Consider the following 24,905-nt stretch of genomic DNA (forward strand, 5'->3'; position numbering starts at 1 on the left):
GCCGCCCGCCGGAAAACGGTAAGGGCGGCGTTCTTGTTCAAAAAGAGAGCCCTCACATGGTATCTGCCGTCGAGAATATGGCCGCCAATTCAAGCTGGTCCGCCTTTGGCAAGGCAACCGACCTGCGCCACCGCATCCTTTTCACTTTGGGACTGCTGATCGTGTACCGCCTGGGGACGTTTATCCCAGTGCCGGGCATTGATGGCGCAGCCCTGCGGGAATTTATGGAAAGCGCAGGGCAGGGCATCGGCGGCATGGTTTCGATGTTCACCGGTGGTGCCTTGGGGCGCATGGGTATTTTTGCTTTGGGTATTATGCCCTACATCTCTGCGTCGATTATCGTGCAGCTTCTGACGTCCATGGTGCCGTCACTTGAGCAGCTCAAGAAAGAAGGCGAGCAGGGGCGGAAGAAAATCAACCAGTACACCCGATGGGGTACTGTCGCTCTCGCCACGGTGCAGTCATATGGCCTTGCCGTATCGCTGGAAGCAGGCGATATCGCTGCCGATCCGGGCATGTATTTCCGCATCGCGTGTATGATTACACTGGTGGGGGGCACGATGTTCCTGATGTGGCTGGGTGAGCAGATCACCGCACGCGGCATCGGTAACGGTATTTCCCTGATCATTTTCGTCGGTATCATCGCCGAAGTTCCCGCCGCCATCGCGCAGTTCTTTGCTTCGGGCCGCTCCGGTGCGATCAGCCCTGCGGTGATTGTGGCTGTTCTGATTATGGTGATCGCGACAATTATGTTTGTTGTGTTTATGGAACGCGCCCTGCGCAAAATCCATATTCAGTATCCGCGCCGCCAGGTCGGGATGAAGGTCTATGACGGCGGCTCCAGCCACTTGCCGATCAAGGTGAACCCCGCAGGTGTTATTCCGGCGATCTTCGCCAGTTCGCTGCTGCTGTTGCCCGTGACAATCAGTACATTTTCCGGCAATTCGACGAGCCCTGTGATGTCGTGGCTGCTGGCGAACTTCGGACCCGGACAGCCGCTGTACCTGCTGTTCTTTATCGCGATGATCGTGTTCTTTGCCTATTTTTACACGTTCAACGTATCGTTCAAACCGGATGACGTGGCTGACAACCTGAAAAACCAGAACGGTTTCGTTCCGGGTATCCGTCCGGGCAAGCGCACTGCCGAATATCTGGAATACGTTGTGAACCGCGTGCTTGTCCTTGGTTCGGGCTACCTTGCTGCGGTCTGTATCCTGCCCGAAATTCTGCGCGGCCAGTTCGCAATTCCGTTTTACTTTGGCGGTACTTCGGTATTGATTGTGGTATCTGTCACGATGGACACCATCCAGCAGGTACAAAGCCATCTTCTAGCGCATCAGTATGAAGGTCTTTTGGAGAAGTCGCAGTTGCGCGGTAAATCCGGAAAAGGCCGCAAGAAACGGAGCCCAGCACGCAAATGAACATTATTCTTCTCGGCCCCCCCGGTGCGGGCAAAGGCACCCAAGCGCAAAAGCTGGTTGAAGACCGCAACATGGTTCAGCTTTCAACAGGCGATATGCTGCGCGCTGCGCGTACCTCCGGTACCGAGATGGGTAAGAAAGTCGCTGCCGTTATGGATGCCGGCAATCTGGTTACAGACGAGATAGTTATCGGCTTGATCCGTGAGCAGCTTGAAGCTGGCGGCGACCATGGCGGATTTATTTTCGATGGGTTTCCGCGCACACTTCCACAGGCTGATGCGTTGGGTGAACTGCTCAAAGAGATGGGCCATACACTAGATTATGCGATTGAACTGGAAGTCAACGATGACATTCTCGTCGAACGTATTATCGGGCGCGCTGCCGAAGCAGTTGCCTCAGGTGGAACCGCCCGCGCGGATGACAACGAAGAAAGCCTCAAAACCCGCCTGATGGCCTACTACAAGCAAACCTCCCCGTTGATCGGTTATTACTACGCCAAAGGGGATTTGCGCGGTGTGAATGGCCTTAGTGCGGTAGATGATGTTGCAGCTGAAATTGCGGCACTTCTCGACGCTTGATCCGGAAATAACCGATTTTCGGTAGTCTTGGAAAAGATCGAAGAGCCATGAGCCAGCGCGCGCGCTGTGATAGTTGCTGGCCATGAAGGGGCTTATTGGGAATAGTATTTCACTAGGGGCCTCTGGCACCTTGACTGCACCTTCCAAGACTCATACTTAGCGCTATCTCGAAAGAGAATCATTTTGTGAACATGGGTCGCACCCGGTTTACAATTGTACCTAATCAGCTGTAGCCCGCTGGCCTCATAGCCTCGGGCTTACGTTGTGAAAAAAGGGTCTGGGATCACGGACCCGCAACGAAAAGGAATTGCACACGTGGCACGTATTGCCGGCGTAAATATCCCGACTGCAAAGCGGGTTCCAATCGCCCTCACATATATCACAGGTATCGGAAACGCTTCCGCAGAGAAAATCTGCGAAGCTGTTGGCATCGACATGACGCGCCGCGTCAACGAGCTGTCCGATGTTGAAATCGTAAAAATCCGCGAGCACATCGACGAAAACTACACCGTCGAAGGTGATCTGCGCCGCGACACCACAATGAACATCAAACGTTTGATGGACTTGGGTTGCTACCGTGGCCTGCGCCACCGCCGCAACCTGCCTGTGCGTGGTCAGCGGACGCACACCAACGCACGCACACGCAAGGGCCCTGCAAAGGCCATTGCCGGTAAGAAGAAATAAGGGAGGGCTCGGATCATGGCACGCGATGCAAAACGCACCAAAAAGAAGGTCTCCAAGAACATCGCCGCAGGTGTGGCGCATGTGAACTCTTCTTTCAACAATACAAAAATCCTTATCTCGGATGTACAGGGCAATGCGATCAGCTGGTCCTCTGCCGGTACGATGGGCTTCAAAGGGTCGCGTAAGTCGACACCTTATGCCGCCCAGATGGCTGCCGAGGATGCAGGTAAGAAAGCACAGGATCATGGCGTGAAAACGCTGGAAGTCGAAGTGCAAGGCGCTGGTTCAGGCCGTGAAAGCGCGCTGCGCGCGTTGGCTGCTGCCGGTTTCAACATCACCTCTATCCGTGATGTGACCCCGATGGCGCACAACGGCTGCCGCCCGCCAAAGCGCCGCCGCGTCTAAGCGACGATCATTCTTTTCGGGGTTCGCGTTCCGGCGCGGACCCAACAAGACTTTCTGAAACCTCGGGAGTTTGCCCCGGTTGGACATACGGGCGCGAACAAGAATGGAGGGACATATGATCCACAAAAATTGGGCCGAATTGATCAAGCCGACACAGCTTGATGTGAAACCTGGCAATGATCCTGCGCGTCAGGCCACCGTGATTGCAGAGCCGCTGGAGCGTGGTTTTGGCCTTACGATGGGCAACGCGCTGCGTCGCGTTTTGATGTCCTCACTGCAAGGTGCGGCGATCACATCTGTACAGATCGACAACGTATTGCACGAGTTTTCGTCAGTTGCCGGTGTGCGTGAAGATGTAACCGACATCATTTTGAACCTCAAAGGTGTTTCCATCCGCATGGAAGTCGAGGGACCAAAGCGTCTGTCGATCTCCGCGAAAGGCCCCGGCGTTGTGACAGCTGGCGATATTAGTGAATCCGCTGGCATCGAAATCCTGAACCGTGACCATGTAATCTGCCACCTTGATGATGGTGCGGATATCTACATGGAGCTGATGGTTAACACCGGCAAGGGCTATGTTTCTGCCGATAAAAACAAGCCTGAAGATGCGCCAATCGGTCTTATCCCGATCGACGCGATCTACTCGCCTGTGAAGAAAGTCAGCTACGATGTGCAGCCCACCCGTGAAGGGCAGGTACTGGATTATGACAAACTGACGATGAAGGTTGAAACCGATGGCTCCCTGACACCGGACGATGCCGTGGCATTTGCCGCGCGTATTCTTCAGGACCAGTTGGGCATCTTTGTCAACTTTGACGAGCCTGAGTCAGCTTCCCGTCAGGACGATGATGACGGTCTTGAGTTCAACCCGCTTCTGCTGAAGAAAGTGGACGAGTTGGAACTGTCTGTACGTTCGGCCAACTGCCTCAAGAACGACAATATCGTGTATATTGGCGATCTGATCCAGAAAACCGAAGCCGAAATGCTGCGCACGCCGAACTTTGGCCGCAAATCCTTGAACGAGATCAAGGAAGTGTTGTCAGGCATGGGGCTGCACCTTGGTATGGACGTTGAGGACTGGCCGCCGGAAAACATCGAAGATCTGGCCAAGAAGTTCGAAGATAACTTCTGAACCATAGGGGCGGGTGAAAGCCCGCCCTGATACACGACCGGGCATCTGCCCTTCCAGTGCCCGCCCATGGGCGGGAAATTACCGGGTTACGCGCCTCCCTTCGGGTGACGCTGACCCCAAGGAGAGTTGGCGCTACGCACGCCAGCCGGACAAAGCAAAACCGCCCGTAGAGGGCATATCTATTGGAGACTTAATATGCGTCACGCACGTGGATACCGCCGTCTGAACCGCACACATGAGCACCGCAAGGCGCTCTGGGCCAACATGGCCGGTTCGCTGATTGAACATGAGCAGATCAAGACAACCCTGCCAAAAGCAAAAGAATTGCGCCCGATCATCGAAAAGATGATCACGCTCGCCAAGCGCGGCGATCTGCACGCCCGCCGTCAGGCCCGCGCCCGCCTGAAAGAAGACCAGTATGTCAGCAAACTGTTCGACGTGCTCGGTCCCCGCTACAAGGACCGCCAGGGCGGTTATGTGCGCGTGCTGAAAGCGGGCTTCCGCTATGGTGACATGGCGCCCATGGCGATTATCGAATTCGTGGACCGTGACCGCGACGCCAAAGGCGCAGCAGACAAGGCACGCGTTGCAGCAGAAGACGCAGCCGAATAAGAATTTGTTCTCCGGTGAGAAGAAGAGCCCTGCCATCTGGCGGGGCTTTTTGCATTTCGTGCTGTGTATTGGATATTTGAAGCCAAAAGAAATAGAGCGGTTGCATCATTCACACCGGCTGCGCATATCATGGGTTATGAGATATTTAATCCTGATCCTTGCCTTGTTTGTGACGCCTGCCAGCGCGCAGCAGATTCCGCAATCGGCTGCCGACATACAGCTGAGTTTTGTGCCTGTCGTGAAGCAGGCTGCACCCGCGGTGGTAAACATTTACGCAAAAATCGTGCGGGAAGTCCGTAGGACGCCGTTGCAATCTGACCCGTTTTTCGAACGTTTTTTCCGTGATCCGCTGGCGGACAGAAAACCACGGGTGCAAAACTCGCTCGGGTCGGGGGTGATCCTTTCCGAAGACGGTATCGTGGTGAGCAATTATCATGTTGTCGGCATGGCGACAGATATTCGCGTTGTGTTGAACGACAGGCGCGAATTCACAGCGCGGGTATTGCTGGGGGATGAGGAGAGCGATCTGGCCATCCTGAAAATTGACGCGCCGGACGATCTGCCCTTTCTTGAACTGCGCGCCAGCGACAGTGTTGAGGTTGGTGAGCTGGCTTTGGCGATTGGCAATCCGTTTGGTGTGGGGCAGACCGTGAGCAGTGGTATCGTATCAGGGCTCGCCCGTTCGGGCGGTACTGCTGGTCGGGGCCACGGGTATTTCATCCAGACTGATGCGCCGATCAATCCGGGCAATTCAGGCGGCGCGTTGGTGGATATGGCGGGGCGGCTGATTGGCGTAAATACCTCGATCCTCACGCGCTCTGGCGGGTCCAACGGGATCGGCTTTGCAATCCCCGCTGATCTGGTTGCGGCCTTTGTTGCCCAATCCCAAGAGGGGCGAAACAGTTTTGAACGCCCGTGGGCGGGCATAAGCGGTCAGCCACTGGACGCCGATATGGCTGCCACATTGGGGTTTGACCGATCCGGGGGGATCATCATATCGGGATTACATCCGGCCAGCCCGTTTTTGCAGGCAGGGCTTGCTGTGGGGGACGTGATTTTGGCTGTCGGCGGACAATCGGTAAACACCCCGTCAGAAATGGTGTACCGGATGAGTGTTGCAGGGCTTGAGGCGCAAGCGGAAGTAACATTTAGCAGGCAGGGAGAAGAGCGTACTGCGAAAGTAGCGCTGATTGCCGCGCCGGAAGAGCCTTCGCGTGATAAGATAACCTTGCCTGAGCGCAGCCTGTTTCCGGGGCTGACGCTGGCGCGGATCAACCCTGCTGTTCTGTCGGAACTCAATCTCTCATTAGAAGTGGAAGGGGTTGCGGTGATGGATGTGGGACCGTTTGCAGTGCGTGCAGGGCTGCGCACCGGTGATGTGCTGATGGAAATCAACGGTGAAACACTAGCGCACCCAGACGATGCGGCAAAACTGCTGTCCGGTTCGGTGCGCCGTATTGAAATGATTGTGCAGCGCGGGGTGCGGCGCATCACCATGCGATTCAGAGGATAGCTATGGCCGACTTGTTTGGCGCAGCTCCCGCAGCCAGAGACAGCAGCCACCGCCCCCTTGCGGACCGTTTGCGCCCCAAATCTCTCGGCGAGGTAATCGGCCAGCAGCAGGTGTTGGGCCCTGATGCCCCGCTAAGTGTAATGCTGGAGTCCGGCGCGCTTGGTTCTTTGATATTCTGGGGGCCGCCGGGTGTTGGGAAAACCACAATTGCGCGGTTGTTGGCGGATGAGACTGATCTGCACTTTATCCAGATCAGCGCGATTTTCAGTGGCGTGCCTGAACTGCGCAAGGTTTTCGATGCGGCCAAAATCAGGCGGCAGAACGGGCAGGGCACATTGCTGTTTGTCGATGAAATTCACCGGTTCAACAAAGCCCAGCAGGACGGGTTTTTGCCGCATATGGAGGACGGCACTATTCTGTTGGTGGGTGCCACAACAGAAAACCCCAGTTTCGAGTTGAACCGGGCGGTTCTGAGCCGTGCGCAGGTTTTGGTGCTGGAACGTCTGGATAATCCAGACCTCGAAAGACTTGTCGTGCGGGCCGAGGCCGAATTGAAGGTTCAACTGCCGCTTGATCCCGCCGCGCGGCAGGCATTGCTGGATATGGCAGACGGCGACGGGCGTGCGCTGCTTAATTTGATCGAGCAGATCGCGGCTTGGAAAGTTGATGCGCCGCTGGACACCGTTGCACTGAGCAAACGTCTCAGCAAACGGGCCGCGCAGTATGACAAAGGCGGGGACGAGCATTATAATCTGATCTCGGCCCTGCATAAATCGGTGCGGGGCAGTGACCCTGATGCGGCACTATACTGGTTTGCGCGGATGCTGGAGGGCGGCGAAGACCCGCGCTATCTGGCGCGTCGGATTGTGCGGATGGCGGTGGAAGATATCGGTTTGGCCGATCCGCAAGCGCAGGCCGTGTGCCTTCAGTGCTGGGATACGTATGAACGGCTCGGCTCGCCCGAGGGGGAACTGGCTCTGTCCCAAGCGGTGATCTATCTGGCGCTAGCCCCAAAGAGTAACGCGAACTATGTCGCTTATAAAGGCGCGCGCAAGGCGGCGAAAGCGACGGGATCAGAACCGCCACCCAAGCATATTTTGAATGCTCCGACGTCGATGATGAAGGATCAGGGATTTGGTGCGGGATACGCCTATGATCATGATGCGGAGGATGGATTTTCAGGGCAAAACTATTTCCCCGACGCGATGGAGCGGCCCACCCTTTATCAGCCGGTCGAGCGCGGATTCGAACGTGATCTGAAAAAGCGGCTGGATTACTTCACAAAGCTGCGGGCGCAACGCAAGCAGTGACGTCAGAGTTGACTCTGACGGCGTCGCGCGCGATTGGAGCAGCATGATTTCAACTATTTCCCTTGTCGCCTTGGGTGGCGCGATTGGTGCTGCATCTCGTTTTCTTGTCGGTCTGGGGGTCTTGCGCCTGACAGGTCCGGCAGAGTTTCCGCTGGCGATTGTCACCGTAAATATCATCGGATCATTCTTGATGGGTATTGTGGTTGTTGCCGCTTCGAGCAAGGGGCTGGCGCATCTGAATCCGTTGGTGATGACCGGAATTCTTGGCGGATTTACGACGTTTTCGTCGTTTTCGCTGGAGGCGGTGACGCTGATTGAACGCGGGCAGATCGTGGCGGCAGGCACATATGTGGCGCTGTCGGTTGCGCTTAGTCTGGGTGGATTGATGTTGGGCCTATGGATCGCGAGAGGAATATTCGCATGAGCCGCGTACAGACACTAACTGTTGAAGAAGGTGACGGAGATCAGCGACTGGACCGCTGGTTCAAGCGCATCTTTCCGCAAATCCCGCAGGGGCGCATTGAAAAGATGTGCCGCAAGGGGGAAATTCGGGTGGACGGGGGCCGGGTAAAGGGCTCGACCCGCATCGAGGTGGGGCAGCAAATCCGCATTCCACCGCTGCCCAGCGGAGAAGCACCGCCGCCGCCCAAGCGGACCAGCGTAACAGACGCAGAGGCGAAGATGATCCGTGCTTGCGTGATCTACCGTGATGATCACGTAATCGCGCTCAACAAACCCCCCGGGCTGCCTGTGCAAGGCGGGTCGGGACAGGGAGAGCGGCACGTAGATGCGTTGTCAGAGGCGTTGATGTTTGATCTGGAAGAAAAGCCGCGCCTTGTGCATCGGCTGGACAAGGACACATCCGGCGTTTTGGTTCTGGCGCGTACCCGCGAAGCGGCCAAAGCGTTGACCGCCAATTTCCGGCATCGCGAAACACGCAAGATTTATTGGGCCGTTGTCGCAGGCGCGCCGCATCCGCGCAACGGTACGATCAAGTTCGGCCTTGTCAAGGCGGGCGGACATGGCGCGCGGGGCGAGGGCGAAAAGATGTATGCGGTCCATCCCCGTGACATCGACGAAACCGAAGGCGCCAAGCGCGCTACCACTGATTATTCAGTATTGGAACAGGTTGGTACACGTGCGTCGTGGATGGCTCTCAGCCCGGTAACGGGCCGTACGCACCAGCTGCGTGTGCATATGGCCGAGATCGGCCACCCGATTGTAGGGGATGGCAAGTATGGCGGCTCGGGGCAGGAAAATATGGGCGATGGCTGGGGTGCGCAGTTGGGTGGCGATATTTCCAAAAAGCTGCATTTGCATGCGCGCAGCCTGAAGATCGAGCATCCTGTGACCAAATCGGTGTTGAATTTGGTCGCGCCATTACCCGATCACATGCAGCGCACTTGGGACACGTTCGCGTGGCAAACAAAGTTTGCGCCGGATGACCCGTTCGGAGACGACTGGGGATGACACAGACGCGATTGCGGCTGGTGATTTTTGATGTCGACGGCACGCTGGTAGACAGTAAAGCTGATATTCTGGCGGCGATGCATCTTGCTTTCGCGGCGGAAGGGCTGGTCACACCGCCACGCGCGCAAGTGCTGGGCGTTGTTGGTTTGTCTCTCGATGTATTGATGCCCCGACTGGCAGCTGAAACGGATAGCGCTACGCAGATGCGGTTGATACAGGGCTACAAGGAAGCCTACATGACCCTACGTGCCGAGCAGGGCGGGGCGCTGTCATCGCCGTTTTACCCCAATGCGCGACAGGTTCTGGAGACGTTGAATGCCCGGCCTGACGTGCTGTTGGGCGTTGCAACAGGCAAATCGCGGCGCGGACTTGATAAGCTGATCGAGGCGCACGGATTACAAGGGATCTTTGTCACTCGTCAGGTTGCCGATTTTCACCCCTCCAAACCGAATCCTGCAATGTTGTTGCAGGCACTGAGCGAAACCGGCGTAGAGCCGGATGACGCGGTAATGGTTGGTGATACCACATTTGATATGGAAATGGCGCAGGCTGCGGGGATAACAGGGATTGGCGTCAGTTGGGGCTATCATCCGGCCGGGCGTCTGACTGCGGCGCGTCATATCGTTGAGCGGTTCGAGGCGCTGCCGCCGCTGTTAGATACTATCTGGAAGGTCTGAGACATGAGCGAATGGAAGGCAAAGCGGTTCTGGAAAGCCGCAAGTGTTGTGGAAAAAGATAGCGGCTTTGCCGTTGAACTGGATGGCCGTGCGGTTAAAACGCCGGCCAAGCAGGCGCTGCAGGTGCCCACCCACGCGATGGCCGCTGCCATCGCCGCAGAGTGGGATGCGCAAGAGGAGATTATCAATCCACACACAATGCCCGTCACCAAAACCGCTAATGCGGCACTTGATAAAGTCACTATCCAACATGGGGAAGTTGCCGACATGCTGGCAGCTTACGGGGATAGTGATCTGTTGTGTTATCGCGCGGATACCCCCGAAGAACTGGTCGCACGGCAGGCTATGCTTTGGGATCCGATGCTGGATTGGGCGGCTGACGCGCTTGATGTGCAGCTGCAGACTCGTATCGGTGTGATACATGCGCCGCAAGATCCTGATGTTCTTGCCGCGCTGAGCCGCCGAACCCATGCGCTTGATGCCTTTGAGCTGGCTGCATTCCATGATCTGGTCAGCCTGTCGGGATCGCTTGTGCTGGGATTTGCCGCGACACTGGATGCCAGACCTGCCGAGGAGTTATGGACCCTCTCACGACTGGACGAAATCTGGCAAGAGGAGCAATGGGGAAAAGATGATGATGCGACCGCGCTAGCCGAAATAAAGGGCGCCGCATTTTTGCATGCGAAACGGATGTTCGATCTGGCACAATAAATCGTTCCAAAATTAGCTGTTTCCCTTTCGTAAAGCAGCGGTTCTGGTCTGTTTCTGCAAGCACAACCCTTGACCTTTACGCGAAAATCCGCCCACACTTGAGGCCACTATGCGGGCCACACCCGTGCAGTATCACCGCCGGCGTGCAAAGTGCCGGTATTGTCCATCCAAAAAGTGGTGGAAAATCAGGAAGAGGTAACAATGAAAAAATCAATTATTCTTGGCGCGTTGACGATCGCTGGTCTGGCTGCTGGTGCAGCGGCCGCTGGTACGCTTGACGATGTCAAAGCGCGTGGCAAACTGAACTGTGGTGTCACAACAGGTCTGGCCGGCTTCTCCGCACCTAACGCCGATGGCGAATGGAACGGTTTTGACGTCGCCATTTGCCGCGCGGTAGCTGCGGCTGTTCTAGGTGATTCGACTGCGGTTGAATTTGTCCCGACAACGGGCAAAACACGCTTCACGGCGCTTGCGTCAGGTGAGATTGATCTGCTTGCGCGTAACACGACATGGACTCTTCAGCGTGATGTTGACCTGAAGTTCGATTTTGTCGGCGTAAACTATTATGATGGCCAAGGCTTCATTGCACCAAAAGAACTGGGCGTTTCCTCGGCCAAAGATCTTGATGGCGCAACTGTCTGCATCCAGACAGGCACAACAACCGAACTGAACCTTGCCGATTTCTTCCGTGCGAACAACATTTCGTATGAGCCTGTTCCAATCGAAACAAACGCAGAAGCGATCCAGCAGTATCTGGCAGGCGCTTGTGACGTGTACACCACCGACGCATCCGGTCTGGCGTCTACCCGTGCGACATTCGAGGCACCCGGCGACCACGCCCTGCTGCCCGAAATCATTTCCAAAGAGCCTCTCGGCCCACTGGTACGTCATGGTGACAACGAATGGGCAGATATTGCACGCTGGACTTTGAACGCGTTGATCACAGCGGAAGAGCTGGGCGTTTCATCTGCCAACGTGGAAGAAATGGCGACATCGACCACAAACCCCGAAGTCGCACGTTTGCTCGGCACAGAAGGTAACCTCGGCGAGATGCTGGGTCTTGATGCCGATTGGGCCAAGCGCGCAATCCAGACACAGGGTAACTACGGTGAAATCTTTGCCAAGAACATTGGCGAAGAAACCCCTATCGGTTTGGCACGTGGCCTGAACGCACAGTGGACAGACGGCGGCCTGCTGTACTCTCCTCCATTCCGTTAAACACTAATGTCAAAGGGCGCGAAAATATTCGCGCCCTTTGCGTATCACGACCAGACGACCAAACAGATGATCCGGTAAAGACGTCAAAAGACGCGTAAAACAAGCCGGACCAACGGGGATACATTTCATGTCGACACTCTCGGACCCACCAAAGGGCTCGTTCCGGCTATCTATGCTGCTGAACGACACTCGGTACCGCTCAATGACGTTACAGGTCATTGCTGCGGTTATTCTGGCTCTCGCCCTTGCCTATCTTTATTCGAATCTTGCAGCCAATTTGCGTGCAGCGGGTTTGAATATTTCGTTTTCCTTTCTGGGAAGTGCGGCAGGCTATGATATCAACCAGACCCTGATCGAATACACTAGCCAGTCTTCGAACCTTCGCGCGGCAATTGTGGGTATCCTCAATACCCTTCTAGTGGCGGTGTTGGCGTGCGTAACGGCCACGTTTTTCGGGGTCATTGCGGGTGTTCTTCGCCTGTCCAACAACTGGTTAGTACGCAAGTTGATGGCGTTTTACGTCGAGATTTTCCGCAACATTCCTGTGCTTATCTGGATTATCATTATCTTCACGATCATGACGGCGGTTATGCCCAGCCCACGTGACTTTCGGGGTGATGATCCCGCGTCGACCATGTTGCTTGATCTGTTTGCCTTTACAAATCGCGGCGTTTACGTGCCCGGACCCTATTTCACACGTGGCCTCGGGGGTGAGGACGGGAGCACGCTTAACTGGCTTCTTGTGATTGCGACCCTTGTCGGATCCTTCTTTGCCGCCCGCTATGCCAGCGCGCGGGCAAACCGTATTCAGGAAGCTACAGGTGTGCGTCCGAAAACATTGTGGAGCAATCTGGCCATATGGATTGTTCCGGTTTCGGTTCTGTGCCTGATCCTTGGCCTAAGCTGGGATATACCTGCGTTGAAAGGTTTCAACTTTTCCGGCGGATTGAAAGTGGGCGGTCCGCTGATCGCCCTTTGGTTTGCGCTTTCAATCTACACAGGTGCCTTTATCGCCGAAAACGTCCGCGCCGGTATTCTGGCCGTTTCCAAAGGCCAGACCGAAGCAGCTGCCGCTCTCGGTCTGCGTCCGCGTCGCGTGATGAGCCTGGTGGTTCTGCCACAAGCATTGCGCGTAATTATCCCGCCGCTGATCTCCCACTACCTTAACATCACCAAAAACTCGTCTCTGGCGATTGCGGTCGGGTACGCGGATATCACCGCGACCTTGGGCGGCATCACGTTGAACCAGACAGGGCGGGCAATTGAATGTGTGCTGCTGTTGATGGCGTTTTACCTCATCATTTCGCTGCTCATCTCGGCGGGCATGAACGTTTATAACTCAACCATGAAACTGAAGGAGCGCTGATATGTCGGACACACATGCACAATCGGTCGCCTTCGTGCGCGAATCCGCAATCCCGCAACAGCCGGCACCCGCAAGCGCGGTTGGCCCCGTCAAATGGCTACGTGAAAATCTGTTTGCGACCGTTCCAAACGCGGTTCTCACCATATTTTCCCTCTACGTATTGTATTTCGTCTTAAGCAGCACGCTTCCGTGGATATTGAACGGCGTCTGGGACGCAAACAGCCTCGCTGAATGCCGCGAGATATTGCAAGGCACGTCAGGCGCATGTTTCGCGGTCCTGACAGAACGGTGGCCGCAGTTGATATTCGGCTTCAAATATCCGTCTACCGAATATTGGCGCCCGGCGCTGGCGTTTGCGTTTATGTTGCTGGCAATAGCGCCTGTTCTTTTCTTCGACCTGCCCAGAAAGCTGCTGGTTTTCACCATCTTATTTCCTTTCGTCGCCTATTGGCTGATCTGGGGCGGCACGATCTGGATTTCGATTTTTGCTATGGCAGGATTTGCTGCAGCTTATGTCGTGTATTCCCGTTTGGTCGGGCAGAATTTTGCGCTGGGTTTTTTTGGGGGGGTAGCAGCGGCTGTGATTGTCTGGATCATCGCCAGTTATGTTGTGCCGGCCATTGCGCCGGAACAACCCCTGCTGGAAGCGGTGCCTTCGCGTGATCTGGGCGGCTATATGCTGAATATGATGCTGGGGATCACCTGTGTGTCCCTGTCGATCCCGCTGGGGATCGCGCTGGCGCTCGGGCGTCAAAGCTCGATGCCGCTGATCAAGTGGATATGTGTGGTCTTCATCGAATTTGTACGCGGAGTGCCGCTGATCACCCTGCTTTTTGTAGCCAGTGTGATGTTAGCGTATTTCTTTCCGCCCGAGCAAACTGTCGATCTGTTCTTGCGTGTGGTGATTATGATCACCATGTTCTCGGCGGCATATATCGCGGAAGTAATTCGCGGCGGTCTGGCTGCCCTGCCCAAGGGGCAGTACGAAGCGGCAGATAGTCTGGGCCTTGATTATGCGCAGGCCATGCGCCTCATCATTCTGCCGCAGGCGTTGAAGATTTCCATTCCCGGCATTGTGAACGTGGCAGTTGGCCTGTTCAAGGATACAACGCTGGTGTCCGTGATTTCGATGTTCGACATCATCGGTATGATCCGTGGTCCGATCCTCGCTTCAACAGACTGGAACGGCGTCTATTGGGAGCTGCTGGGCTTTGCCTGTCTGGTCTTCTTTGTCGTTTGTTACTCCATCTCACAATATTCGCAGTGGCTTGAACGCCGTCTTGCAACAGATCACCGTTAAGGGAGGCCGCACCATGGCTGATACAGCAGAACTGAAAGTATCCGACGAAGTCGCGATTTCCATTCAAAAGATGAACAAGTGGTATGGCACGTTCCATGTGCTGCGCGACATCGACCTGACGGTGTATCAGGGTGAACGGATTGTAATCTGCGGCCCGTCGGGTTCGGGTAAATCCACGCTGATCCGGTGTATCAATGCGCTGGAGGAGCACCAGAAAGGTTCGATTGAGGTGGATGGTACGTTGCTTTCGTCCGACCTCAAGAACATCGATAAAATCCGATCGGAGGTTGGCATGTGCTTCCAGCACTTCAACCTGTTCCCGCATCTGAGTATTCTGGACAATCTGACGCTGGCGCCGATCTGGGTGCGTAAAACGCCCAAGAAGGAAGCCGAAGAGATCGCGATGCATTACCTCGAAAAGGTGAAAATCCCTGATCAGGCGGATAAGTTTCCTGGGCAGTTGTCGGGTGGGCAGCAGCAGCGTGTGGCAATCGCGCGATCGCTGTGCATGAAGCCACGGATCATGCTGTTTGACGAGCCGACATCAGCGCTTGACCCCGAGATGATCAAGGAAGTGCTTGATACAATGATCGAGCTTGCCGAAGAAGGCATGACGATGCTGTGCGTGACCCATGAAATGGGCTTTGCCCGTCAGGTGGCAAACCGCGTGATCTTTATGGACGAGGGCCAGATTGTTGAACAGAACGAGCCGGAAGAGTTCTTTAACAACCCACAGAGCCCGCGTACGCAACTGTTCCTGAGTCAGATTTTGGGGCACTAGCTGTTTTAGTGATTGGGGGGGCGGGGAGAAATCTCTGCCCCTCAATCCATCAGATCGCGGGGCACCGAAAATTCCACAACCTGTCCGCAGCCATGACGCAGCGCGTCCCACCGCGAGATGTCGAAATCGGCTACAAGTGTTGCGCAGGTTGGATAGCTGTAGAATTGGGGATGTGCGGGCGCGTTTGCCAGCAGCTGATCGGCAAGCATTGCAATGCCCGGATTGTGGCCAATCATTAATACGCAATCGGCGCTGTGGGCGTGCAGGGTTGCGGCCATTACGTCAGGCTCTGCCAGATACAGCTCTCGCATAAAGGCGGTAGGAATTTCGCCCAGTGAAAGCCGTGAAAGGGTCTCCCGTGTGCGTGCTGCATCGGAACAGAGCACTTGATCCGGCAGGAAATCATGCTCGCGAAGCCAGTTTCCCATTGCATCGGCACTGCGCTGGCCGCGCTGGTTCAACGTACGCGCATGGTCAGAGGCGTTGAGATCAGACCAATCGGATTTGGCGTGTCGCATAAGTATCAGGCGTTTCATCTAAAATCCTTTGAAAGCCCGCATGTGGTGGGCGGTTTGCGCGTTGGGTCGATTAAAGCGCTGACTGACGGGGCAGGCAAGGCGCGTGGCACACCCGTTACTCATACAATCCCGCCCCGCAGTTGTCGCGAGGAAGGATTTGCATACAGGCACATCATAGAAGTGATTGGGTGATAGCGCCCCGACAGGGCAGGCGGTTTCACAGGAGCGGTCCTGACAGGTGTCACAGGGATTGGTGGGTGCATCGGCAGGCAGATGAATACGGCCGCTAAAGACAAGCGCACCACGATAGGAAATCATCAATCCCGCCTTTACATGCACCAGCATTCCCGTTGGGCTGTCAAAGGCTTCACGTGTTGCTTTGGCCCAGCTGATAAACGGTGCATAGGGTGGGCCATCAAATGGATAGACCACACCAGCGGCTCCCGACGCTTGCGCGATCATTGGCAAAAGGCGCTGTGACCAGCGATCTACAGGATCGGGTGCTCCGTCCTCATGCTCAGGGCTTTTTTTGAACTCGGGCCAGAAATGCGCTGCGGTTCCGATCAGCACCAGAGTTTCCGGGGGCAGATCAGGGTCAGTATGCAAACCACCCATCGCCATTAAACCATGCGGCGCAGCCAACGCATCGACCTTATCTAATAGCCCATGCGATAGCTTTTCAGGTGATTGGGTGGTTCGTTTCATCCTGCCCGAATAATTGTGCCGGCACCATGATCTGTGAACAACTCCAGCAGGCAGGCATTCGGCGCGCGACCATCAAGTATGACGCAGGCACGCACTCCGGCTTGTAGCGCATCAAGGGCAGTTTGGGTTTTGGGAATCATACCGCCAGCAATCGTGCCATCCGCTGTCAGTTCTTCAATCTGTGTCGCGGTCAGGTCTGTGAGGACTTCGCCAGCGGCATTCTTTACGCCCGAAACATCGGTTAGTAACAGCAAGCGATCTGCCTTGAGCGCCGCTGCGATCGCACCGGCAGCGGTGTCGCCATTGATGTTGAACGTTTCGCCCTTCATCCCCATCCCTAGCGGAGCGATAACGGGGATCAGTTCTTTTTCCGCCATATCGAGCAGCAGGCGCGGGTTTACCTTGGTCGGTTTCCCTACAAGTCCAAGCGCGGGATCTTCCTGTTCACAGATAATGAACCCGCTATCCTTTCCAGACACACCAACGGCCCGCCCCCCTTGGGAAGAGATCGCTTGCACAATCTTGGCGTTTACAAGGCCAGACAACACCATCTCGACCACTTCCATGGTCGCCGGATCTGTCACCCGCTTGCCGTTTGAAAACTCGGATTTAATGTTAAGCCGCCCCAGCATATCATTGATCATGGGGCCGCCGCCGTGCACGATCACGGGGTTCACCCCGACTTGCCGCATCAGGACAACGTCGCGCGCAAATTCCGTCATCGCCTCGTCGCTGCCCATGGCGTGACCGCCCAGTTTGATCACAACGGTAGCGTCATTATAGCGCTGCATATAGGGCAACGCCTTGGACAGGGTGGCGGCGGTTGTAGCCCAATCAAGGTTCATGTTCTGTTTTCTCATCTTTATGATCCCGAAGTTTGCAGGGATCATAGATGCTTATTCCAGCGTGGCAATCACAGAGCGCAGCGTTGGAATACCCCAGCCCTTTTCGGATGAGGTCACGATAATTTCGGGATAAGCGGCAGGGTGCTTCGCCAACGCGCCGCGCACCTGATCAAGAACGGCAGCGCGCTCTTTCTCCTTAACCTTGTCGGCTTTTGTCAGCACCGCCTGAAACGTAACTGCGGAACTGTCCAGCAGGCTCATGATCTCGTCATCTACTTTCTTGACCCCGTGACGCGCATCAATCAGCACGAAGGCGCGGCGCAGGGTTTGGCGACCTTGCAGAAATTGTTTGAGCAATCGTTGCCATTTTTCGACCACAGGCAGGGGTGCATTTGCGTAACCATAGCCGGGAAGATCGACAAGATAGAGATCATCGCCGGCCGTGAAATAGTTTATTTCCTGGGTGCGGCCGGGGGTGTTTGAGGCACGCGCAAGCGCTTTCATTCCCGTTAGTGCGTTGATCAACGTGGATTTTCCCACATTGGACCGCCCCGCAAAACAAACCTCCATTCGGTCTGCTTCGGGCAGGCCGGACATGGCGACCACACCTTTTACAAATTCTGTTTCCCCCGCAAATAACAGGCGTCCCCGCTCCAGTGTTTGCGCATCGGGTTCTTCAGCGAGAGGGAAGGGCAATTGCATCAGACAAGTTCCAATTGGTTGCCAAGAGATATCCGGCCGGTTTCAATCACACGGGCGTAAATCCCGAAGTTCTGGTGCCCCAAAGTTTTCAGCGCCCCCAGCGTATCTACGTCCCGCAGGCCTGTGTCGGGGCTCGCAGTTGTGGCGCGACACCGCACAATCGGGTCGATTACTTCCAGTCGGGCACCGCCAAGCTTTATCTGGCGACCGATCCAGTCGAACTCTGCCCATGCTGGAGAACCATCAAACCAAATATTGCCGCGCCAGCGTTCGGTTTGTAGTGCGGCGCCTGCAAGCGCTTCGACCGCAGCATGTGACGCGCTATTGCAGAGAGATACAGACGGGTAGGGCGTGTCGGTGAAGCCGCGCCCGTCGAGGCGGAAAACCTGCGCCGGTTGTGCGCGGCTGTCATCGACCAGAGGGCGAACCCAGTTTAGTAGCGCTTCGGGGTCTGTATCCGGCTGGACCTTAATCTCCGGCTGATTGGGGTGGCGAAGTGTTATCGTTTCTGTCGCCTCATCCAATTTCGCACTTATGGCCATCAACGCAGGGGATTTCGCCCCGCGGCTGAAATTTTGGCAGACAGCCCATTCGGTGCCGTCTGTTTTGGCCGCGTCGTGGGCGATTGCCCAAAGGCGATCATACGGCAAACTTTGGCCTTCTGTCAGCGTAACACGCTCAAGCGCCTCACGCCCGTGGGCCTTTATTGGATGCCGCCAGAGCGCCGATACGCTGATCACTTTTTCGATCCGGCATTGGCTTTGCGTGTAAAGCTGCCTTTGATATTGCCCAGCAAATCAGGTTTGTAGCCCTGACTGCGCATAATCAGGTACTGCTGCGTAAATGTGATTGTGTTGTTTGCAATCCAGTACACTACAAGACCCGAGGCAAAGCTGCCGAGCATAAACATAAACACCCAGGGCATCCACGCAAAGATCATCTGCTGCGTCGGATCGGTGGGCGCTGGATTTAGCTTTTGCTGCAACCACATGGACACGCCAAGCAGCAGCGGCAGGATACCGATAAAGACCAGCGCCATGATGCTGCCCGCTTCGGGAGCGCCCCATGGCAAAAGACCGTAAAAGTTAAAAATCGAGGTCGGATCAGGCGCACTGAGGTCCTGGAACGGGCCGAAGAACGGCGCATGGCGCAGTTCGATTGTGACAAAGATCACCTTGTACAGCGAGAAGAAGATCGGAATCTGCAAAAGGATCGGCAAACAGCCAGCGGCTGGGTTTACCTTTTCTTTCTTGTAGAGGGCCATCATGCCCTGCTGAATCTTCTGTTTATCGTCGCCGGCTTCTTCTTTGAGCTTTTCCATTTTCGGCTGAAGCTCTTTCATCTTGGCCATTGAAACGTAGGATTTATAAGCCAGCGGGAAAAGCAGTGCCTTGATGAACAGCGTCAGGGCGATGATCGAGATACCCATGTTGCCGATCAGGATGTTAAGCTGGTGCAGCAACCAGAATATCGGTTTGGTCAGGAAAGCAAACCAGCCCCAGTCAATCGCATCGATGAAGTTGTAAACGCCGGCATCTTCATAGGATTTCAGAACATCCCATTCTTTCGGACCTGTGAAAAACTGCGTTGTATTGCTGATTTTTTCGCCGGGCGCTACGGACTGAACGGGGCTTACTGCCTCTGTTTGGTAGATATCGCGGCGCTCGTCGTATTTGGCGACTGATTTGAATGCAGTGCCCTGAACCGGGACAAGAACACTCATCCAGTAGTGGTCGGTAAATCCGATCCAGCCGTTTTCGGTTATGCTCTTTTCCTGAGTACGCGCGCCTGCGCGCTGGTTGTATTCAAACTCGGGCATTTCGTCCCAGTCAATTTCGGAATACTCGCCATCGGTCATGGCGACCACACCTTCGTGCAGGATGAAGAAGTTCTTTAGATCGGTCGGTTCACCGTGACGGGCCAGAACGGCATAGGGGGCCATTGCGGCGCTGGCTGTGCCGGTATTCTCGACGGACTGGGTAATGGTAAACATATACTGGTCGTCAATTGCGATCTGTTTTGTAAACAGCAATCCGGCGCCATTGTCCCAGCTGAGCGTGATAGGCGCATCAATGCCCAGAGTCTCGCCCGAGCTTAGCTGCCATTCGGTATTCGGACCAGGAACGGCGGTGGGCTCCACGCCGCTGGCGGCTGCCCAGCCGTGTAGCGCGTACTGCGCATTTTCTTCATTTGCCGGATAGAGGATTTCCACGATCGTGGCATCTTCATCAAGGGAGGTTTTGTAGTCGTTCAGCGACAACCGGTCGATCCGCCCACCGAGCAAAGACAACGATCCGCTTACGCGCGGCGTTTCGATTGCGACGCGCGGCGCGCTTTCGATTGCGCTTGGCGCGGTTTCGCTACCGGCCGAGGTCGAAGGAGTCGCGGCTGGAAGCTCGGCGCTGGGGGTCGCCAGCGTGCCCTCTTGCGGTGCAGTCAGCGAGGTTGTTGTGCCGTCAATCGGCGAATCTGCCTCAGGAGGAGGGAAGAGTACAAACCATACAAGGATCACAACAAAGCTGAGCGCTGTTGCAATGATTAGGTTCTTGTTTTGATCGTCCATTGGCACCGCCACCTGATGTCTGAAAACTATCCGCTGGGTACACAACGCAGGCAAGCAAAGGTCAAGCGGATTCGGGCCAGTGAACTGCCATTGAGGGGCGGTTTTGAGACGTTTCCACTTATTTTCGGCGGCCCTGCATGATCTGGGGCACATCTTGCAGCTTTGCGTTGTGTGCGGCAATCCACGCGAGGGTCTGGTCGAAAGGCATTGGTCGTGCGATGCCAAAACCCTGAACGTGATCGCACCCCAATTGGGCCAGCAGCACATGTTCGCCCACCGTTTCCACGCCCTCTGCAAGGGTTTCCACCTGCAAACGTTCTGCCATGGTTAGGATTGCGCTGATCATGCGCTGCTGTTCGGGGTCGCGATCTGCCTTCATCACAAAGCTGCGGTCGATCTTGATCCTGCTGACCGAAAAGCGGCGAATAGATGCGATGGATGCATTGCCTGTGCCAAAATCGTCCAGATCAATACGGCATCCCAGAGCGCCCAAGGCATTGATGTTTCGGGTGATCATATCGTCTGGAGCACTTGCTACAACGGTTTCCAGCACCTCCACTGCCAATCGGTCGGGGGTAAGTTCAAACCGGTCCAGATCCCATTTGATTTTTTCCACCAATCGCGGATTGCTAAGCTCTGATCCGGCGAAATTTACGCCCACCTGCGGCACTTCGACGCCTGCACTATCCCACTGCTTCAGCGCGCGAAAGCTGTGATACATCATGATCTCGGCCAGACGCTCCAGCAGGTTTGCGGCCTCGACTGCGGGCAAAAATTCGGCAGGGCCGATGACGCCGCGTACGGGATGGGTCCAGCGGGCCAAAGCTTCAAATCCGCTGATCCGACCTGTATCGGTGCAGATTTGCGGCTGGAACCAAGGGGCAATCTCCCCGCTATCAAGGGCAGTGACCACATCTTCGTGCAAGGCGCGGCGGGTTTTTCGCTCTTGGTGCATCTGGGCTGAATAGGCGCGAATACTTGACGGGCCGTTGGCCTGCGCGCGGCGCAGCGCGATGCAGGCTGCCTCCAGCCAGCCGGTGGCACGATTGTCCGGCGCGCGGGTGTGTTGACAAAATCCGATGCAAACGTCGGCGTAAATTACCGTCCCGTCGATCGAGTTCGGTTCTTCTGCGGCTGCTTGAATGCGACCGGCCAGCTGAATGCAGGATTCAAGCGACAGATGCATTACAGGGCTGACGCAGACAGCGAAACGGGCATCGCCGATATGGCCGATGATGTCGCCATCGCGCATGACGCCTGCAATCCGTTCGCCCATACGTTGGATCACCGTGTCACCTGCGGCAGCACCGAACCGGTCAACCAGTTCGATGAAATCTTCGATTTCGATCACGTGGATGCACGAATTTAGCCCGTTTGTGACTGATACATCAAATACATCTTCGCAGGCATCTTCCATCATGGACCGGCTGAGAAAGCCGTTGTGAGCATGACGCCCCAACGGAACCTGCCCCAGCGCAGTATGAAGACCGCCCGACAGAAGATATAAAGCAGGGATAAGGGCCGCAACGACAAGCAGCGCGCCCTCACCGCCGAACCAAAAGGCGGCCAGTGAGAATGCCGGTATAAACGCGAGCGCCGGCGGGCCGGTAAGCATGTTAAATACGCGCTTGCGCAGTTGGGTTACATAGATACTGATCGTCGCTTCGGTGTCTGGCACAGGCGCCCCTCCTGATCCGGAAGACATTGTGCTCCGGTGGATCAACCGTAGCGAGAATCGACCCAACCTGAAGTTAACGGAGGTAGGCTTTGTGACAGGTGTTTAGCTAAAATTCTCCGGATCTCGCGATAGAGCGGCGAAATCGAACAGTTTGGGATCAAGCATATGGGAGGGGCGTACGTTTGCCAGCGCGCGGAACATAACCTGACGACGGCCAGGTTGGTTGCGCTCCCAACCGTCCAGAATTGCCTTTACCTGCTGGCGCTGAAGGCCATCTTGCGAGCCGCACAGATCACATGGAATAATCGGGTATTCCATTGCACTTGCAAATTTTTCGCAATCCTCTTCGGCGACGTGGGCAAGCGGGCGATAGACAAACAGGTCACCTTCGTCATTGAGCAGTTTTGGCGGCATCGTGGCCAACCGGCCGCCGTGAAACAGATTCATAAAAAAGGTTTCTAGCATGTCGTCACGGTGATGCCCCAATACCACGGCAGAACAACCCTCTTCGCGGGCGATGCGGTAAAGATTTCCGCGCCGCAAGCGGGAACACAGCGCACAAAAGGTGCGACCTGTCGGGGTTTTATCCATCACGATGGAAAAGGTGTCCTGATATTCAATCCGGTTCGGGACGCCCATTTCGTCCAGAAACTGGGGAAGGACCGTTGCCGGAAATCCCGGTTGGCCCTGATCCAGATTGCATGCCAAAAGCTCGACCGGCAGCAGACCGCGCCACTTCAATTCGTGAAGAACGGCAAGCAGGGTATAGCTGTCTTTGCCGCCCGACAGGCAGACCAGCCATTTTGCGCCTTCTTCGATCATCCCGTACTGCTCTATCGCTTCGCGCGTCTGGCGGACGATTCGTTTGCGCAGTTTTCTAAAGCTGGTGGATTGTGGCGCACTATGAAACAGCGGGTGAATTTCGTCAGAATGATCAAGCATATAAAAATCCTCGGGGCGGGTAACTTTTTCTATCTCACGTTTCCGGAGAACTAAAGGGACATGATCGAGCAGTTTTTTAGCAGGGTGAAGACCCGCAGGTGTAGCTGGGATCACGGACCGCTCTAAGCTTACTCGCACAGATGTTGCGGCAAGGACACAACGCGACCTCGTAAATCACTCACGCGTCCGGATCACTTGATCCCGGGGAAGCTCTCCCGATGGTAAGGAAATACGCGCGACGTGCGTGCCATCGGCGGTGCTTTCCAGAACAGAAGTTACGCCTTCGGTGATTTTGACAGGTGTGCTCCAATTGGCGTCTGTGTCGATGGCAGTATCCCGTTTTTCGTCCTGCTTATACGGAAGACGAATCGTATCGAGAAACAGCTGTTCTCCTTCGGGGAACAGCCAGTGGCTTGATTGTGCATTGGTGTCGACAATCCGGTAGTCGACCAAATCGTTCTTGCTGATGCTGCGGTCTATATATTGCTGCTCAACGTACAGCGGCAGCAGGTATGCACCTTTTGCAGATTGTCGGAAGGGTGGTGCGCAAAAAAGCTTTTTGCCGAGAATGGTCTGTTTTCATCATCGGATAACGCTGAATCCTCAGGCGTGATCGCAATAGAATTTGTCACGCGTGTGGGAAGGGCTTTCTAAGCAGGCCACCTGTAAGCTCCCACAGGATCATCGACAGGGATACCAGTGCTATAATCGCTATCACCAACGCATTAAACTGCCATACTCATTTGAAAAATCCGGTTTCCATCACTTAGTCCTTATCTGGAACAGGGTCGTACCCGTCCGATCCGAATGGATGACAGCGCCCGATCCGCCGCGCGGCGAGCAGACTTCCTTTTAGCGGTCCGTGAATTTCCAGCGCTTCAAGGGCATATGCCGAGCAGGTCGGCTGGTATCGGCAATTAAACCCGACCCACGGACTGAACACCAAGCGGTAAAAACGGACGGGGAGGGCGACAATGTGGGCAAGGGGCGTCATTTTCGCGATACATGCAGAATAGAAAGTGCCTTTTCCATATCCACCAATAATTGATCAAACGGCAAGCCGGCTGTGGTTTTGTTACGCCCGATCAGCACGTAATCGTGACCGTTCTTGCCCAATGTCGGCAGTTTTGCACGGGCCACTTCCCGCAGCCGCCGCTTGGCGCGATTGCGCGCAACTGCATTGCCAACCTTCTTGGAACAGGTGTAGCCAATGCGGATACTGTCATCACTTGAATCTGGGCGGCGCAACATCTGCAAGACAAAGCCCGGCATCGCCACCCGCTTTCCCCGCGCTGCGCGCTGAAAATCGCGCCGCTGGGTCAGTGTTGTAAGTTTTCGGCATGCCAAAACCGCCGGAGACTCATCCCCGATGGCGTTTGTGCCAATCAGGTCAGTCTCCGGCGGTGTCATACCAATAGCCTTTTGGCGCGAATTACGCGCTCAGCTCTTTGCGGCCCTGTGCGCGGCGCGCATTGATGATCTTACGGCCGGCTTTTGTTGCCATGCGCGCACGGAAACCGTGGCGGCGCTTGCGGACGAGGTTGCTCGGTTGAAAGGTGCGTTTCATCGCTCCGTCTCCATCTTGTGTCAGTTGCGCGGCAGCAGATTCGCAACCACACGTCAATTCAGACCTGTCCTCTAAGGTGCTGTCGGCGTCAAGTCAAACCCTGTAAGGCTGGAAAAGACATAGAACTGCAATAAAACTGTCTGACGGTCCGACAATATGTTTCAAAACAGGAACAGAATGCCCCAACTGGCTCCTATTTCCAACACG

General features: G+C 55.6%; 28 protein-coding genes. 16 read left to right on the forward strand and 12 right to left on the reverse strand.

The window, feature by feature from the left end:
• Positions 1-56: 56 nt before the first annotated feature.
• The 16 genes from secY to OS189_RS10875 all read left to right on the forward strand — a co-directional run bounded on the left by secY (position 57) and on the right by OS189_RS10875 (position 15,178).
• Positions 57-1,421 carry a preprotein translocase subunit SecY gene (secY, locus tag OS189_RS10800; RefSeq protein WP_267167317.1) on the forward strand — a complete coding sequence of 455 codons (1,365 nt, stop codon included), beginning with the start codon at positions 57-59 and terminating at the stop codon, positions 1,419-1,421.
• Entirely contained in the window at positions 1,418-1,999 is a 582-nt protein-coding gene (locus OS189_RS10805) for an adenylate kinase (protein ID WP_267167318.1), read from the forward strand. The genes secY and OS189_RS10805 overlap by 4 nt, the downstream gene beginning before the upstream one ends.
• 315 nt (positions 2,000-2,314) lie before the next feature.
• Complete coding sequence (gene rpsM / locus OS189_RS10810; RefSeq protein WP_267167319.1) at positions 2,315-2,683, forward strand: 30S ribosomal protein S13; 369 nt, start codon at positions 2,315-2,317, stop codon at positions 2,681-2,683.
• Positions 2,684-2,698: 15 nt separating this feature from the next.
• Entirely contained in the window at positions 2,699-3,088 is a 390-nt protein-coding gene (gene rpsK, locus OS189_RS10815) for a 30S ribosomal protein S11 (protein ID WP_267167320.1), read from the forward strand.
• Between the two features lie 115 nt (positions 3,089-3,203).
• Positions 3,204-4,220: a DNA-directed RNA polymerase subunit alpha gene (locus OS189_RS10820; protein ID WP_267167321.1), complete on the forward strand. Its 1,017-nt coding sequence runs from the start codon at positions 3,204-3,206 to the stop codon at positions 4,218-4,220.
• 195 nt (positions 4,221-4,415) lie between these two features.
• On the forward strand, positions 4,416-4,832 hold the full coding sequence (gene rplQ / locus OS189_RS10825) for a 50S ribosomal protein L17 (protein ID WP_267167322.1): 417 nt from the start codon (positions 4,416-4,418) through the stop codon (positions 4,830-4,832).
• Positions 4,833-4,968: 136 nt separating this feature from the next.
• Entirely contained in the window at positions 4,969-6,345 is a 1,377-nt protein-coding gene (locus OS189_RS10830) for a trypsin-like peptidase domain-containing protein (RefSeq protein ID WP_267167323.1), read from the forward strand.
• 2 nt (positions 6,346-6,347) lie between these two features.
• On the forward strand, positions 6,348-7,655 hold the full coding sequence (locus tag OS189_RS10835; protein WP_267167324.1) for a replication-associated recombination protein A: 1,308 nt from the start codon (positions 6,348-6,350) through the stop codon (positions 7,653-7,655).
• A 43-nt stretch (positions 7,656-7,698) separates the two neighbouring features.
• A complete protein-coding gene (gene crcB / locus OS189_RS10840) occupies positions 7,699-8,079 on the forward strand; it encodes a fluoride efflux transporter CrcB (protein ID WP_267167325.1) in 381 nt (126 codons plus the stop codon).
• A complete protein-coding gene (locus OS189_RS10845) occupies positions 8,076-9,125 on the forward strand; it encodes an RluA family pseudouridine synthase (RefSeq protein ID WP_267167326.1) in 1,050 nt (349 codons plus the stop codon). The genes crcB and OS189_RS10845 overlap by 4 nt, the downstream gene beginning before the upstream one ends.
• Entirely contained in the window at positions 9,122-9,802 is a 681-nt protein-coding gene (locus OS189_RS10850) for an HAD-IA family hydrolase (RefSeq protein ID WP_267167327.1), read from the forward strand. The genes OS189_RS10845 and OS189_RS10850 overlap by 4 nt, the downstream gene beginning before the upstream one ends.
• Before the next feature lie 3 nt (positions 9,803-9,805).
• Positions 9,806-10,513, forward strand: coding sequence for an ATP12 family chaperone protein (locus OS189_RS10855; protein WP_267167328.1), 708 nt, complete (start codon positions 9,806-9,808; stop codon positions 10,511-10,513).
• A gap of 201 nt (positions 10,514-10,714) precedes the next feature.
• Positions 10,715-11,731 carry an amino acid ABC transporter substrate-binding protein gene (locus tag OS189_RS10860; protein ID WP_267167329.1) on the forward strand — a complete coding sequence of 339 codons (1,017 nt, stop codon included), beginning with the start codon at positions 10,715-10,717 and terminating at the stop codon, positions 11,729-11,731.
• A 127-nt stretch (positions 11,732-11,858) separates the two neighbouring features.
• The gene (locus OS189_RS10865) at positions 11,859-13,097 is read left to right on the forward strand and encodes an amino acid ABC transporter permease (protein ID WP_267167330.1); all 1,239 of its coding nucleotides are present in this window, start codon (positions 11,859-11,861) and stop codon (positions 13,095-13,097) included.
• A gap of 1 nt (position 13,098) precedes the next feature.
• Entirely contained in the window at positions 13,099-14,397 is a 1,299-nt protein-coding gene (locus OS189_RS10870; protein WP_267167331.1) for an amino acid ABC transporter permease, read from the forward strand.
• Between the two features lie 13 nt (positions 14,398-14,410).
• The gene (locus OS189_RS10875) at positions 14,411-15,178 is read left to right on the forward strand and encodes an amino acid ABC transporter ATP-binding protein (RefSeq protein ID WP_267167332.1); all 768 of its coding nucleotides are present in this window, start codon (positions 14,411-14,413) and stop codon (positions 15,176-15,178) included.
• A gap of 41 nt (positions 15,179-15,219) precedes the next feature.
• Here OS189_RS10875 and OS189_RS10880 read toward each other — a convergent pair whose 3' ends face one another.
• The 12 genes from OS189_RS10880 to rpmH form a co-directional block, all read right to left on the reverse strand.
• Positions 15,220-15,714 carry a SixA phosphatase family protein gene (locus tag OS189_RS10880; RefSeq protein ID WP_267167333.1) on the reverse strand — a complete coding sequence of 165 codons (495 nt, stop codon included), beginning with the start codon at positions 15,712-15,714 and terminating at the stop codon, positions 15,220-15,222.
• A complete protein-coding gene (locus OS189_RS10885; RefSeq protein ID WP_267167334.1) occupies positions 15,715-16,401 on the reverse strand; it encodes a ferredoxin in 687 nt (228 codons plus the stop codon).
• On the reverse strand, positions 16,398-17,261 hold the full coding sequence (gene argB, locus OS189_RS10890) for an acetylglutamate kinase (protein WP_267167335.1): 864 nt from the start codon (positions 17,259-17,261) through the stop codon (positions 16,398-16,400). Before argB ends, OS189_RS10885 begins: the two co-directional genes overlap by 4 nt.
• A gap of 36 nt (positions 17,262-17,297) precedes the next feature.
• The gene (yihA, locus tag OS189_RS10895; RefSeq protein WP_267167336.1) at positions 17,298-17,948 is read right to left on the reverse strand and encodes a ribosome biogenesis GTP-binding protein YihA/YsxC; all 651 of its coding nucleotides are present in this window, start codon (positions 17,946-17,948) and stop codon (positions 17,298-17,300) included.
• Complete coding sequence (locus tag OS189_RS10900) at positions 17,948-18,688, reverse strand: MOSC domain-containing protein (protein ID WP_267167337.1); 741 nt, start codon at positions 18,686-18,688, stop codon at positions 17,948-17,950. The genes yihA and OS189_RS10900 overlap by 1 nt, the downstream gene beginning before the upstream one ends.
• Positions 18,685-20,511 carry a membrane protein insertase YidC gene (gene yidC, locus OS189_RS10905; protein ID WP_267167338.1) on the reverse strand — a complete coding sequence of 609 codons (1,827 nt, stop codon included), beginning with the start codon at positions 20,509-20,511 and terminating at the stop codon, positions 18,685-18,687. Before yidC ends, OS189_RS10900 begins: the two co-directional genes overlap by 4 nt.
• 118 nt (positions 20,512-20,629) lie before the next feature.
• Positions 20,630-22,126, reverse strand: coding sequence for a putative bifunctional diguanylate cyclase/phosphodiesterase (locus OS189_RS10910; RefSeq protein ID WP_267167589.1), 1,497 nt, complete (start codon positions 22,124-22,126; stop codon positions 20,630-20,632).
• A 165-nt stretch (positions 22,127-22,291) separates the two neighbouring features.
• Positions 22,292-23,131 (reverse strand): tRNA 2-thiocytidine(32) synthetase TtcA, encoded by an 840-nt coding sequence (gene ttcA, locus OS189_RS10915; RefSeq protein ID WP_267167339.1) that lies wholly within the window; start codon positions 23,129-23,131, stop codon positions 22,292-22,294.
• 174 nt (positions 23,132-23,305) lie between these two features.
• Positions 23,306-23,584, reverse strand: coding sequence for a hypothetical protein (locus OS189_RS10920; protein WP_267167340.1), 279 nt, complete (start codon positions 23,582-23,584; stop codon positions 23,306-23,308).
• A 313-nt stretch (positions 23,585-23,897) separates the two neighbouring features.
• A complete protein-coding gene (gene yidD, locus OS189_RS10925) occupies positions 23,898-24,125 on the reverse strand; it encodes a membrane protein insertion efficiency factor YidD (RefSeq protein ID WP_267167341.1) in 228 nt (75 codons plus the stop codon).
• Positions 24,122-24,541, reverse strand: coding sequence for a ribonuclease P protein component (rnpA, locus tag OS189_RS10930; protein ID WP_267167342.1), 420 nt, complete (start codon positions 24,539-24,541; stop codon positions 24,122-24,124). The genes yidD and rnpA overlap by 4 nt, the downstream gene beginning before the upstream one ends.
• Before the next feature lie 22 nt (positions 24,542-24,563).
• Positions 24,564-24,698 (reverse strand): 50S ribosomal protein L34, encoded by a 135-nt coding sequence (rpmH, locus tag OS189_RS10935; protein WP_025063397.1) that lies wholly within the window; start codon positions 24,696-24,698, stop codon positions 24,564-24,566.
• Positions 24,699-24,905: the final 207 nt, after the last annotated feature.

The organism is Sulfitobacter sp. F26169L (genome assembly GCF_026410285.1).
Classification (GTDB): domain Bacteria; phylum Pseudomonadota; class Alphaproteobacteria; order Rhodobacterales; family Rhodobacteraceae; genus Sulfitobacter.